The organism is Methanoregula sp., from assembly GCA_026625165.1.
In the GTDB taxonomy this organism is placed as follows: Archaea; Halobacteriota; Methanomicrobia; order Methanomicrobiales; family Methanospirillaceae; genus MVRE01.
Genome location: CP112999.1, coordinates 1,737,734 through 1,750,645 on the forward strand (window position 1 = coordinate 1,737,734; position 12,912 = coordinate 1,750,645).

Here is a 12,912-nt window from a genome sequence, read left to right on the forward strand (position 1 = left end):
AACCTCCACGGATGAGTCAACATTAATAAGCCGGAAGGCAGAATCACCGTAACGATGCCCCGCACCCGCACACCCGTGCGACAGCCCGTCCTCTCGCCCGGCTCCTCCATTCATGCCTACATTGACAAGCACGAGTCCCTTTACTCGCCGCTTGCCACCACCAGCGCAGACGCAGTGCGCCGGCACAACCGGAAAGCACCAGATATCCGGACGCCTTACTCCCGTGATGCGGACCGGATCATCCACACCCGGGCATATACCCGGTACATCGATAAGACACAGGTGTTCTACTTAGTGGAAAACGACCACATCACCCACCGGGTCATCCATGTCCAGCTCGTGTCAAGGATCGCCCGCACGATCGGGCGCTCCCTGCGCTTAAACGAAGACTTAATCGAAGCGATCGCGCTCGGCCACGATATCGGGCACATACCCTACGGCCACTTCGGCGAGAGCTGCCTTTCTGACCTTTGCGAACAGAACGGGATCGGCAGGTTCTACCATAATGTACAGAGCGTTCAGTCCCTTGACCGTATCGAGGACTGCGACCTTACCATGCAGGTGCTTGACGGCATCCTCTGTCACAACGGCGAGGCCGATGACGTCCGGATCACTGCCGAACCCTGCGCGACATGGGCAGCATTTGACAAAAAGGTACAGGACAATGCCGAAGGCAGGCGCAACCGCCCTCCGATGACGCTCGAAGGCTGCGTCGTCAAGTTCGCCGATACCATTGCGTACATCGGCAGGGACATACAGGACGCCCGCGAGATCGGACTCCTCCCTGCCACAAAGTCCATTCCCGATGAGTGCCGGGAGCTGCTCGGGGATACCAACCGGGAGATCATCGACACCCTGATCCACGACCTGCTCAAAAACAGCGACTGCGAGGAGAAAGGATATATTGCATACAGCAGGGAAGTTGAAAAAGCGCTCATAAAGCTTCGGGATTTCTCAAGGAAGAACATTTACGATAACCCGCGGCTCATATCCGAAAGAGAGAAGATCCGGAACATGTACGGGACACTCTTTGCCACATATCTCGAAGACATCAGGCACTGCCGCAGGTCCTCACGCATCTTTTCAGACTTTATCGATACGGCATGGATCAATTTCGGCTACCGTGATTCTGCGACCGGGGCGGAACTGGTCCGGGACTTTATCGCCGGCATGACCGACCGGTACTTTGCAAAACGGTTCGAAGAGATCGTCATCCCCAGAAAGGTCGAGGGGCGTTTTGCCTGAAACGACCGGGACGGGTCAGTCGTATTTTCCCTTTACCCCGGCCCAGCCGGTAAACCCGCAGTAGATGCAGCCGATGCCCTCGCAGTGGTGGCACTGCTTTTTGGGAGATGCCACAAGAACCGTACCGGTCTTTGTGCAGTAGATGCATCCCAGCCCGCTGCAATGCCCGCAGGTTGTGGGTTCATAGGTCTTTTTATCTTTTTGCACGCTACTTCCCCCATTGTATTTAATTCGTTAAAGGTTATTGGGTATATTTCTTAAACCGGTATCATTCTTCATCAAGGTACCCGGACAGGGCGTCGAGGAGCTCCTGTGCCGACTGGTACCTTTGCCCGGGATCTTTCTGGAGGCATTTTAAGATGATCTTGTCCACGGCGGCTGCTCCGGGATTGAATTCAGAGGGCAAAACGGGCGGGTCGCGGAGGATCGCGGTTCCGACTTCCACCATGCTCTCTCCCCCAAACGGGATCGAACCCGTGACCAGCTCGTAGAATACAACGCCGAGCTGGTAGATATCGGTCCTTTCGTCCGTCCTCCCGAACTCAGCCGGTGAGACCTGCTCCGGGGCGGCATACGCAAGGGAGAAGCCTGCGATGCTGGACTTCCGCATATCGGTTGCAAGCACCTTGCTCATCCCCCAGTCGGTGATCTTGGGGGTCAGGTCAGCAGTGACAAGGATGTTATGCGGTTTGATGTCCCGGTGGATAATCCCCAGCCCGTGGGCATAGCGCAACGCATCGGCGATCTTCCGGACAATATACACCGCTTTCCAGACCGGGACCGGTTTTGCAATCATCTCAAGCGACCCCTCGACGTACTCCATCTCAACGTAGGGGAGGGGCAGGATGTTGACTGCAGACACTTCCACGATATTTGGGTGGCGCAGCATCTCCCAGACCTTGATCTCGTTTAAGAATGATTTCCCGGTCACCTCGTCAAAGCTGATCGGGATCTTGACTGCGACCCTGTGCCCGTCTGAAGTGCGGGTCGCTGCAAAGACCCTTGCGATCCCGCCCCTGCCGATTGAGCGGATATCAGAATACTTTCCTTCCAGCTCGCGGGGGAAGTAGTACTTCTGGTCGGCCGCAGGCCGGACAGCGGGCTCCTGCACATCGGTCTGGTCCGTCACTACCGTCACACTGGCAGCCCGGGCTTTTTCAGATTGCGTAGCCACCGGATGTACCCCAGGCACAGACGCTCTTTCCGGCAGCGGTTCGGGCAGCGTCGCCCGGTCCCGCCGGTAAAGGAGGAAAATCACACCTCCGCCGATGCAGAGGACAGCAACAAAGACAAGAAGGGCGGCAGTCCAGGGAGCTGACCCCAAAATCGACCTGAGCAAACCGGCCCGTTGGGCAGAAGCCGGTTCAATAGAGGCTCCTGTTGCAGCCTGGGAAGGCAGAGCTGTGGCTGCAGGCCGGACGGTGACCGGAAGAGTGCCAAAAACGACCCGGGCCGGGGTGATGGCAGCTGCCTCACGGGCTCCGGGGTAAAACTCTACCGGATCCATCAGCGGGTACCGGTCGACAACGTTCTGGTTTGACGCAGCCACCAATTTTTTGTTTGCCCCGACAAGGATGTTATACGGAGTGTCCCCGATACCGTCCCCGTTGGCATCCTTCCCGGAATAATCTCCCCAGTAATTGCCCATCGGGCTCTTTACATCCCTGCCGAGGTAGCGGTACGTGAATGCCGTATCTGTGTCCCAGACCGATGTAATGCTCTTTGATATGACATTTGCCGTATTGTCAAACGTATTTAAGAAGATCCGGTTGGAGGATGAGGATTCATCCAGAACGATGCCCACGGTATTTTTAGTGATGCTGTTGGCTTCGATCCTGTTTCCCGTCGATCCTTCGAGCGCAATTCCGGTCCGCACATTCCGGGTGATGTTATTGCCCGTAATAACCGATTTATCAGCAGAGTCAAGGAAGATTCCCTGCCCACAGCTTTTCACCGTGTTCCCGGTAAGAGTGGTGCGGTCCGAAGAGATCCGGATCCCGCTTAACAGTTCGGCGTTCTGGACAACAAAACCTGAGAATGTGCAGCCGTTTGCAGTAATCTCGACCGCATTTCCTCTTTTTTCCGGGTCGATCACCGGTGCCCCGCCGCCGGTATCGATCCCCCGGACGGTGAGGGTTTTGTCGACCCGGATCTTTTCATTGTAAGTCCCGCTCCCGACAAGGATCGTATCGCCTGCGGATGCATGGCTGACAGCTGCCTGGATCCCGGTAAAATCCCCCCCCGAGGGCAATACGGTAAATTCCGCTGCAGCGGTGGTATGCACGAGCAGCATGATAAGGACGATGGCAAGTGCGCAGGCTGCTGACACGGGGAGGGGGTTTTTAATACCGATCACCTGTTCAGAATGGGACATAGAAGCACATGAGAGACAAAGTACCCGTTCTTTTTGTTAAGTGAAATTGGACTCCCCGGTTACAAATTGGTTTCTCTAGGGGGCCCCGGGGATGATCATCAGCAGTTTTACACCTTTGACCCCGCGGGAGAGCTCCAGCAGGTCCCCGTCCTGCACCGGTACCCGCAGGTGCGTCCCGACCTGTTTGTTATTGAGCAGCGTCCCTCCGGTACTGCCGCAGTCCTCCACAAACCATGTACCATTCTCAAGCATGAGCCTGCCATGAGGCCGTGATATCCGGGTCACTGCGGTATATTCATCGGAAAGGACAATATCATCCGGGGAGTTCTCCCGGACCGGTGCGTCGGCATCGGTCCTGCCGATGTTGATTTTTTCCTTTTTTAACAAAAAGACCTGCCCGTCCATCGCCCCCCCGAGCACGATGGCGGCAGGCATGTTCCCCATGAACTCCTTTGAGAGCGCTCCCTTGACCGAAGCGAGCCGGGTGTTGATCCCGGTTTCAAGGATCTGCACCTTTTTGTTGGAGAACAGGCCGAGGTTCCGGATAATTGCCTCAAGCCCGCCGGGGACAAGGGAATATTCCCACACCGGGTGGATCCCTTTTGAGGTGGAGGAGCCAAGGCCAGCCCCCTTTCTGATGACCCCGATGGAGCGCAGTTTGTCAAGGTGCTTTTTCGTGTTCTCGTAGCTGGTCTCGATCTCTTTTGAGATCGAACGGACATCCCCCGGCTTCTTTTCAAGATACTTTAAAATCCGGAGGCGGGCACTGCTCGAGAGCACTTCGAGGTATTCGGACAGTTCGTCCAGCGAGTCGGAGGAGTCGCTGACGATTAGAGTCGGGGACTTGTCTTTTGGAATCATAGGACCTGTTACAACAACGTATCCCTGCAGACTTTTAACCCTATGCACTTTGTAAAAGCAAAAACGCGGTAGTTTTGGTACGCGAAAATGAGGTATCAACCCCGCGGTTACATGACCGAACCTGCGGGTTCAGACATTGAACCTGCATGATTCTGGCAATTTATTACCCATTATAAATCAGTGTGTAGTAAGGTGATGCACCACAGTTCTGGTGTGTCATCTCCAAACACCACGCACCACACAAGAAGAGGAAACGATGAACACCGGAATGATCCTGATCGGGGCGGCGCTGCTTGTATTCTCCGTAGCTCTTATCGTCACGCCATCAGGAGCAGTGCCGGCAACCGGTGCCCCCCTGCCGGTTGGGGCAGGGGATGCATCGGTATGCGAAATGATTATCGGGGATATTCCTTCAGGCGGCCTTTTGGGCTCGTATGCCAGCAGAGAAGAAGTGAGAAACGATGTACCTTAACATCAAACGCCTCCAGAGCACATACATGACAACCGCGTAAGCCTTCACTCCTTACATCACTTTTTTTAAAAAAGGATTAAACGCCTGCCCTACTGCTTCCGGCGGGAAATTGAATGCGAGAGGACACATGCCGCGATACAGGGTGCCGCAAACAGAATAAGCGGGGAAACGGGCGATTCCGGGGTCGTGGTCTGTGCCGGGACGGCGGTTGTTGGTTTTGTGGTCGGGCGGGTAGTAATGGTTACGCGTGGCGTGATTGGAGGAGAGGTTGCAACCGTGGGCGTAGTGACAACGGTTGTCTCTGTGGAGAGCTTCACATTATCGATATAGCCGGTGGCATACCTGCCCATCATGCTGCCGTAATCCCCCACCGAGCCTAAAAAGATCCGGTTCATGCCACGGAGAGAGTCCACGGTACTCAGGTAATAACTCCAGATCTGCCTGCCTGTCGTCTTTTCGCTCACCGACATGGTGACCTGTTGATCCAGATCATTGTAATTCAGGACGACATGGTAGGTCTTGTTATCCTCAAACCTCACCATAGGCCCGCAGTTCGATTGTCCCAGCTTCATCCCCCCGTAACAGGGGGTATCTTCATCTCCCTGCCCTGAAGCAACCGTGAGAAGTTTGCTGCTCTGGGTAATGACCCGGAGGTACATCAGCCTGCCATTCTTCCCGTTTTTGAATTCGGATAGGACAAGTGGTCCCTTGTTCCGGTTCATCTCCTTGCCGGCAAACCCGAGCCGGAACGTGGCGGTCTCATCGGTCGAAATAGGCATCCAGTCATATTCAAGGGTGAACGGGCCGTCACTAAAATCCACATCGGTATATGCATAATTGCCAGTGCTTGCCTCGATGCTGTAGTGATATAATCCTTTGTCAGGGACCCAGTAATCGCTGGAGGGGTTGTTTGTCTGCCAGCCGGGGCTTGTGGCAAATGAGTTCTGGTAAATGACTGTCTGTTCTGTCTGTGCCTGCAGGGGCTGCACCAGCAGGCAAATGCAGGCAATAAAGAGTATTCCAAAAAGGCAATTTCGTGTTCTCATGGGTTTTGGCTCCGTTTATCTAATAATAGCCGTTCCGTCATGGTGCTGGTCTTGTCATGTTTGACAGGGCCCCGATTTTAAAGGGCTGCGATCGTGATCAGGGACGCAAAGCCGGTATTTTTCCCGACCGCATGATTTCATAACCAGCTGACTGCAGAACAGCGGTGTTTGTTTTTATATGTAATCCATGTCCGCTCATAAAAATATCGAACCCGTCACCAAAAAAATGTGTGATACTTTTATCTTTAAACTCACGTAATATGATAGACAGGATTCTGACGCGATAGTAGTCTAGCGGCAGGACAGGAGCTTCCCAAGCTTCTAACCCGGGTTCGATCCCCGGCTATCGCATTTCACATGGAGACTGAACCCGAGCGCTGTGCGGTGCGGATCATTGCCGAGAACCGGCGGGGAGTCCTGCGGGACATAGCGACAGTCGTTGCCGCCCATGAAGCAAACATCGTGATGATCAGCCAGGAGTTGTTTGACTCGGGGCCGTATGCCGGGATGGCGGAACTCTATTTTGAATATGAAGCCGGTCCAAACGATACCTGCAGCCAGCTGATCGCCGACTTAAAAGAGATCCCGCAGGTCCATGAGGTGAAGTCCTACCAGCCATTCGGGGATATCTTCGGCTCGCGTGTGATCATCATCGGAGGGGGGGCGCAGGTCGCACAGGTCGCTCTCGGTGCGGTGAACGAGGCGGACCGGCACAATATCCGGGGAGAAAGGATCTCGGTGGACACGATCCCGCTTGTCGGTGAACGGACCCTTGCCCTTGCAGTCGATGCGGTCTCCCGCCTGCCGCGGGCAACGATCCTCGTGCTCGCCGGCTCGATCATGGGTGGGGAGATCTCCCGTGCGGTCGACCGGGTGCGGGAGGCAGGCATTCCCGTCATTGCCCTGAAGATGGCAGGCTCCGTCCCCGACCATGCCGACCTTGTGGTGACCGACCCGATACAGGCAGGGGTCTTTGCGGTCATGCACGTCAGCAGCAAGGCGGTTTTTGACATCCACCGTGTCCGCGGGCGAGAGTTCTGAAATGGACCTTATTGAACGGGCGGTCTCAGTGCTGATGCACGATGGCACTGTTGTTTATCCCACCGAGACTGTATACGGGCTGGGCGCCGACGCACTGTCCGAAAACGCGATCATGAGGGTGTACGAGGCAAAGAAGCGCCCGCTCGGGCAGCCGGTATCGATCGCAGTCAGCGATTTTGACATGCTGTGTGCCGTCGCCCGTGTGGACGCCTCAATGCAGGAATTTATACAGGCGTTTCTCCCGGGCCCGGTCACCGTCGTACTGGAGGCAAAACATATCCTGCCGGAGATCCTCACCGGGGGAACAGGGTTGATAGGGGTGCGTATCCCCTCCCATGACCTTGCCCTGCGACTCATTGAACGGTTTGACTCCCCCATCACTGCCACAAGCGCAAACCTGCACGGGGCAAAGGACCCCGCAACTCCCGATGAATGCACCGTACCCCGCGACATTTTAATCGATGGCGGTAGGTTGCCGGGCACGCCCAGCACGGTAGTCGATCTTGTGAACCGGATGATCCTCCGTAAAGGGGTACAGGCTGAACAGATCGAACAATTCCTTACAAAAATTTAAGGCACTTGTACCATGGAACCTATCCGCCTGCGGGACTTTATCGTTGATGCAGACGGGTGGATCTATGCCGTCTCCACCTATGACAATGCAGAAAAGGCCGGGTGCGTGCTCCGGTACGTGCCTGACGCTTCAGGAGAGCGGGTGCACGCGGACAATACGAGGTACCGGAAGTTTGATTTTGAGGACTCGTTTGAGTTCATCGCTGACCACAAGCCCCAATACCTCGGTTCCGTTCTCCGGATACCCCTGGAAGATATCCAACAGGTGCAAAAGCCGGAACGCGAAATGGCCCGCATCACCGCCCGCCACCCGCGGGTGAAACACCTTGCATTTATCCTCAATGTCCCTTCCGGCTTTATCGGCTGCACCGGCTCCCTCCTCTGCGGGCTTGAGAACGAGAACTCCGACATCGACCTTGTGGTCTACGGGGACCACTGGTTTGGCGCCCAGCAGACGCTGAGGTCAGCCATCATTTCAAAAAAGCTCGATGGGCTCTCCCCGGATATGTGGCGCAAGGTGTACGAGAAGCGCAAACCTGAAATCACGTACGAGATGTTTGTCCTTCATGAAGAACGGAAATGGAACCGGGGGCAGATCGACGGGACGTATTTTGACCTGCTCTTCACCCGCCCGTACGAGGGACTGGACGTTTTTTTGTTCGGGAAGGGGGAGGTGCTGGGAAAGAGGACATTTGAGGCGCGGGTGACGGACGCTTCGCTTGCGTTTGACAGCCCCGCCATCTACGAGGTAGAGCACGAAGAATTTTCCAGGGTCATTTCATTCACTCACACCTACAGCGGGCAGGCTCTTGCCGGTGAGACGATTGAAGCGCGCGGGGTTGCCGAGCGGCACGGGAACGAACGGTGGCTTGTTGTCGGGACAACACGGGAAGCACAAGGGGAGTATATAATTTCAAAAACACTTGTTGAGGGAGAGTAATAAAGGATGCAGGATCCTCTATAAACCTGACTAGTTTCTTCTTAATATTTTATGCGCCGGTTCCACCAGCCAAAGTAAGCGATAACGCTGATTAATGCAATTATGATGACAATAATGATTGGGTTTTGTTCCGCGATCCCGAGCATCCATGCAAACATCCCGACATCGGTCATAATGGCAGGTTTCTGCATCGGCTGGATCGTCATGTTCGGCTCCTCTTTCTGTTTTTCTGCAGTTGCCTTTGCGGTGAGCATGCCAAAGACCGACGAACCTTTCGGGGAATCGCCGCGGAAGACCATGTTGCCCTGTTTATCAGTCCCTGTATAGACCGTGCTGACCAGTTCGGTGATACCTGTCTCATCACTGATCCGTGCGATATGGACGGTATCTTTCCCGCCGTGCAGGTTCACCCATGACGGGGGAATAGTCATCGTCACGTTTGCGGCGCCTGTGGAGAGGTTGACTTTCCGGATATCCATTGTGTAGGCTACGGCGTCCATACTGAGGTTGTTCTGTTCAGCTATTGTCCGGAACTGATTCATCACGGCAGGACTTACAATCCCATTTATCGTGTTATCGATCGCCACCCGCTGTGTAAGGGCGGGCAGGTCAGCCCGGATCGAGCCGGAAACGTTCCCGATCGAGAGGTTTGCGAGGAGCGGGTCTGTGGCAAACTCCGCCCTCGTTACTTTTCCCTTGATCTTCCGGTCTTTAATGGTAAATTTTTCACCCCAGAACGTGATCAGGACCCCGGGGGAGGAATGCTGGTAGACCGTGACGCTTTCACCGGAAACCGTGACAACCGCGCCGGCAGCATCGGCCGCTCCCATATCAAGGCTCAGGGAATTATCCCCTTCTGCATTGAAACTCATCCCATCAAACCCCATCGGGAAGGTTCCGGCTGCCGCTTCGGTTGCAGCCGCTGGCGCTGATGGTGCGGCGGGGGCGGCAGGTGGAGCTGCCTGAGCCGCTGCGGGGGCGGCCGGGGCTGCAGCTGCTGCAGCCGCAGGGGGGGCATCGGAATCACCGGAGCCGCCCCCACCTCCATCACCTCCGCCGGAAGGGGGCGGGGGTGGCGGTGACGGCGGCACACCAACCTGGAAGCTCAGCTCTGTATACTCATCGTCGTTCTGACCATCATAGATTGCAGCCTTTAGCGCGGTGACGGCTTTATTGCTTTTCAGGCTCCCGGCTCCCAACAGGGTAAAAATATTTGTTCCTCCGCCCAACTGGAGGTTTTTGACATTATTCCCTGCATTGACGATATCAAACACGTTATTGTAACCGGGACTCTGGACGATTACCTTGTACTGGCCATCGGAGAGATCTGTATAGAGATAATCGACGAAATTTCCATCGATACCAGTCGAACGGGTCGTTTTCATGATAAAATTTGGTCCCATTACCCAAATCTGAACACCCAGCGGGTAGCTCCCGGGGGCTGTGCCCTGAATGGAGACATTTGTATTCCGCGGGAAGGACGATGAGGAGAGTGCAGCGCTGACCCCGGGTTTTACCAGTGTTACCGGCACAGAGTTAAAGTTCACTGTGCCTATATTGGCAAGGTCATTGGGGGAGCTCTCGGCAAAAACATTGTATGTCCCGTGATCGAGATTGACCGAGTGCGTATCCCATGACCATGACCATGTCCCACCGGCAACACCAGCTGACTGAAATGTTCCGGCGTTTCCATTAACCACTGAATTACTTGGAGGGTCTGTGCTCTGGATCTGTGCCCCGTTGGGTGGCAGGTTCGATCCATTGATGAAGAGATACGTGGTACCACTGACAGTATTATAACCGGTAAACTGGATTGTATCACCAAGATAATGGGTGCACCCGCCAGTGATGGAGATATTCACCTTTGTAGGATCCAACGGTGCCGGGGGGGTTGGGGGTGAGCCAAGGACGAGGAACTGCATCTTCGTGTAGGAATCGTCTTTGTTATAGTTATTGAGTGCAGTGAGGAGGGGGTAGGGTATACCGGGATTCTCAAGGCTGCCGGCCCCGAAGAGTGTGAATACATCCAGACCGGCGGCGCCCAGCTGCAGGTTAATGACATTGTTGCCGGAAGTTACGACATCAAACTGGTTATTTCCCATCGGGTGGTGGACTGCAATCATATATTCGCCCGGTGCAAGACCAGCCGTTGCAACAGGATAACTGTAGGAAGTATCCGGGTTCACCGGGTTCGTCGCCCTCAAAGCATAATTTTCCCCGGTGATCCAGAACGCGAGACCCGGCCCGGGATCACCCTGTGCAGTACCGACAGCAGAGAGCGGATCTCCCGGGTTTACTGTACTTCCCGGGCTGAGCGTTCCGCTTACCCACGGTTCATCGAATGTGATTGTCGTTGAATTGAAATTATTTGTCCCGATGTTGGGCAGATCATGGGGAGAACTCTCGGCATAGATCGTGTACGTGCCGGGGTCAAGGTTGTACGTATGTGTATCCCAGTTCCATGACCATGTCCCCCCGCTCGCAGCCTGCTGGAATGTTGCCGGGTCTAAATCAATGACAACAAAAAGCCGGGGGTCCGCATTCTGGATTTGGGAACCCTGCATGTGCAGGTTCGGGCCGGTGATGAACAGGTAGGTTGTCCCGCTCGCGGTATTTGCCCCGGTCAGGTGGATAGTTTCACCGATATAATACGGGGATGCCCCTGCGGCCGAGATTGTTACCGCAGCATTCGATGATATCGGAGGGGACGGGGGAGAACCGGCAACGGTAAAGGAGAGATGAGTATATATATCGTCGATATTCGGGTCATCGAATGCCACCTTGAAATAATCCCTGAAAGTCCCCCATGGGAGATACTTCAGGCTGCCGGGCCCTAAGATCGTCGCGACATTCGGCGTGGCCCCACCCATCTGCAGGTTCCTGAGATTGTTTCCGCTTTTCACGAGATCGAACTGGTCGTTTTCCATCGGGTGCTGGACGATTACATCGTACGTCCCGGGCGAAAGATAGGATGTTGGGATCCCGCAGGAGAACGATTCGGAACCGAATGTGCCGGCATTCATCAGCACCAGATAATTAGTTCCCCGCACCCAGCAATTAACCCCTGGAGTCGGGGAGCCGGTTGCCGTACCGTTTACAAAGAGATCATCCCCGGGATTTATTGTCGAATGGGTAAGGGATGCTGTTACGAATGGTTCGGCAAGAACGACTGATATCAAAGCATATGTCGTGGAAGACAGATGATCCTGATCCCGGGGATCGCTTGCCGCATAGATAGTATATGTTCCAGGATCGAGGTTGATTGTATGGGTGTCCCAGTCCCATGAGTAGGGATCTCCGGCTGCAGACTGGAATGATGCCGCGTTCCCGTCCATGACTGGCCCATTCCGTGGATCCGTACTCTGGATCTGTGCTCCGTAGAGTGGCAGGTTCGGACCGGTTATGAAAAGGTAGGTTGGCCCTCCGGTTACTGTATTATTTCCATAGAGTGCGATCGTTTCCCCGAGATAGTAACTCTGGGGACCGGCAGCGTGAAGGGTGACAACTCCTGCCGTCACATGACCCGGGAAAAGTCCCATAAAAAAAAAGAGCGAGAAGCCGATGAAAAAAAGAAAACGGACTCGAGCTGCCACCTTCATAATATCCCGGATAATATTTCCAATATTACATGGTCATCCTTAAAAGAACATAAATATTCCGAAATGATTTATATAATAATTTAATCCTTCACATCAAATCCGACAGCCGCCTTCCCCCGCTGCTCTCGCACCGCTCCTTATACCTGCACCGGTTGCAGGGGGCGTTGAGAGGTTGGTGCGGGACTTCCCCTTCCCGTATCGACCGGACTTTGTGCAGGGTCGAGAGGAACTGCCGCCGGTCGCGGGGCTGGATGGCATGATACCGCGAAACGCCATCCGGGATGTATTCCACAAACCCGCCGGTCACCTCTTTTCCGGTCATTTCCTGGAGGCAGATCGCACAGCCTGTGATCCGGAGCCTGTCTGCTGCATATGTGCCAAACGGCATTGCACCTGCGGCACGGACGATGGAGAACACACCGTCAGCCCCGATCCGGTCCACCATCCCGACAACCCCGTACTTTTTTGATACAACCCGGACATCGGTCTGGTCCGCGGGTTTCCATTCATGGCGGTTGCACACCGTGATGCATGTGTCCAAGAACGTTCTCTGTGCGGGATCAATTCCGGGGCGGACAGCGAGGACTTCTGCCCAAATCGATACGGGATCAAGGGGTTTACCGAGGTGATATGAGACCTGTTTGCAGATGGCGTAACGGTCGGATTCGGTGTGCGGTTCATTGCGCTCGTAATAGAACCGCACCGGGCAGGCATGGCAACGCACAAGGTCAGAGATCGTGATGGATTCAGGGTGATCGGGC

General features: G+C 54.9%; 11 protein-coding genes and 1 tRNA gene. 6 read left to right on the plus strand and 6 right to left on the minus strand.

Features of this window, described 5'->3' with window-relative positions:
- Nucleotides 1–54 precede the first annotated feature (54 nt).
- Nucleotides 55–1,245 (plus strand): HD domain-containing protein, encoded by a 1,191-nt coding sequence (locus OS112_09130; protein WAC04612.1) that lies wholly within the window; start codon nt 55–57, stop codon nt 1,243–1,245.
- Between the two features lie 15 nt (nt 1,246–1,260).
- Here the strand turns inward: OS112_09130 and OS112_09135 are convergent, their stop codons facing one another.
- From OS112_09135 to OS112_09145, 3 genes are all read right to left on the minus strand, one after another.
- Nucleotides 1,261–1,452, minus strand: a complete 192-nt coding sequence (locus OS112_09135; protein ID WAC04613.1) for a hypothetical protein — start codon at nt 1,450–1,452, stop codon at nt 1,261–1,263.
- 61 nt (nt 1,453–1,513) lie between these two features.
- A complete protein-coding gene (locus OS112_09140; GenBank protein ID WAC04614.1) occupies nt 1,514–3,619 on the minus strand; it encodes a protein kinase in 2,106 nt (701 codons plus the stop codon).
- 75 nt (nt 3,620–3,694) lie between these two features.
- Nucleotides 3,695–4,480 (minus strand): FHA domain-containing protein, encoded by a 786-nt coding sequence (locus OS112_09145; protein WAC04615.1) that lies wholly within the window; start codon nt 4,478–4,480, stop codon nt 3,695–3,697.
- A gap of 256 nt (nt 4,481–4,736) precedes the next feature.
- On the opposite strand from OS112_09145, the gene OS112_09150 reads away from it, so the two are divergent.
- On the plus strand, nt 4,737–4,952 hold the full coding sequence (locus OS112_09150) for a hypothetical protein (protein ID WAC04616.1): 216 nt from the start codon (nt 4,737–4,739) through the stop codon (nt 4,950–4,952).
- An 89-nt stretch (nt 4,953–5,041) separates the two neighbouring features.
- Here OS112_09150 and OS112_09155 read toward each other — a convergent pair whose 3' ends face one another.
- A complete protein-coding gene (locus OS112_09155) occupies nt 5,042–5,998 on the minus strand; it encodes a hypothetical protein (GenBank protein ID WAC04617.1) in 957 nt (318 codons plus the stop codon).
- A 280-nt stretch (nt 5,999–6,278) separates the two neighbouring features.
- On the opposite strand from OS112_09155, the gene OS112_09160 reads away from it, so the two are divergent.
- From OS112_09160 to OS112_09175, 4 genes are all read left to right on the plus strand, one after another.
- A tRNA-Gly gene (locus tag OS112_09160) sits at nt 6,279–6,349 on the plus strand.
- Between the two features lie 6 nt (nt 6,350–6,355).
- Nucleotides 6,356–7,039 carry a DUF5612 domain-containing protein gene (locus OS112_09165; protein ID WAC04618.1) on the plus strand — a complete coding sequence of 228 codons (684 nt, stop codon included), beginning with the start codon at nt 6,356–6,358 and terminating at the stop codon, nt 7,037–7,039.
- A gap of 1 nt (nt 7,040) precedes the next feature.
- Nucleotides 7,041–7,613 (plus strand): L-threonylcarbamoyladenylate synthase, encoded by a 573-nt coding sequence (locus tag OS112_09170; protein WAC04619.1) that lies wholly within the window; start codon nt 7,041–7,043, stop codon nt 7,611–7,613.
- Nucleotides 7,614–7,625: 12 nt separating this feature from the next.
- A complete protein-coding gene (locus OS112_09175) occupies nt 7,626–8,552 on the plus strand; it encodes a nucleotidyltransferase domain-containing protein (GenBank protein WAC04620.1) in 927 nt (308 codons plus the stop codon).
- 41 nt (nt 8,553–8,593) lie between these two features.
- Here the strand turns inward: OS112_09175 and OS112_09180 are convergent, their stop codons facing one another.
- A complete protein-coding gene (locus OS112_09180; GenBank protein WAC04621.1) occupies nt 8,594–12,091 on the minus strand; it encodes a hypothetical protein in 3,498 nt (1,165 codons plus the stop codon).
- Nucleotides 12,092–12,239: 148 nt separating this feature from the next.
- A complete protein-coding gene (locus OS112_09185) occupies nt 12,240–12,875 on the minus strand; it encodes a Dna2/Cas4 domain-containing protein (GenBank protein WAC04622.1) in 636 nt (211 codons plus the stop codon).
- Between the last annotated feature and the right edge of the window lie 37 nt (nt 12,876–12,912).

Bases quoted from the DNA above. Each gene is read 5' to 3' on its own strand.
- OS112_09130 (WAC04612.1), top strand. From the start codon at position 55: ATGCCCCGCACCCGCACACCCGTGCGACAGCCCGTCCTCTCGCCCGGC.
- OS112_09140 (WAC04614.1), bottom strand. From the start codon at position 3,619: ATGTCCCATTCTGAACAGGTGATCGGTATTAAAAACCCCCTCCCCGTG.
- OS112_09145 (WAC04615.1), bottom strand. From the start codon at position 4,480: ATGATTCCAAAAGACAAGTCCCCGACTCTAATCGTCAGCGACTCCTCC.
- OS112_09150 (WAC04616.1), top strand. From the start codon at position 4,737: ATGAACACCGGAATGATCCTGATCGGGGCGGCGCTGCTTGTATTCTCC.
- OS112_09155 (WAC04617.1), bottom strand. From the start codon at position 5,998: ATGAGAACACGAAATTGCCTTTTTGGAATACTCTTTATTGCCTGCATT.
- OS112_09165 (WAC04618.1), top strand. From the start codon at position 6,356: ATGGAGACTGAACCCGAGCGCTGTGCGGTGCGGATCATTGCCGAGAAC.
- OS112_09170 (WAC04619.1), top strand. From the start codon at position 7,041: ATGGACCTTATTGAACGGGCGGTCTCAGTGCTGATGCACGATGGCACT.
- OS112_09175 (WAC04620.1), top strand. From the start codon at position 7,626: ATGGAACCTATCCGCCTGCGGGACTTTATCGTTGATGCAGACGGGTGG.
- OS112_09180 (WAC04621.1), bottom strand. From the start codon at position 12,091: ATGGGACTTTTCCCGGGTCATGTGACGGCAGGAGTTGTCACCCTTCAC.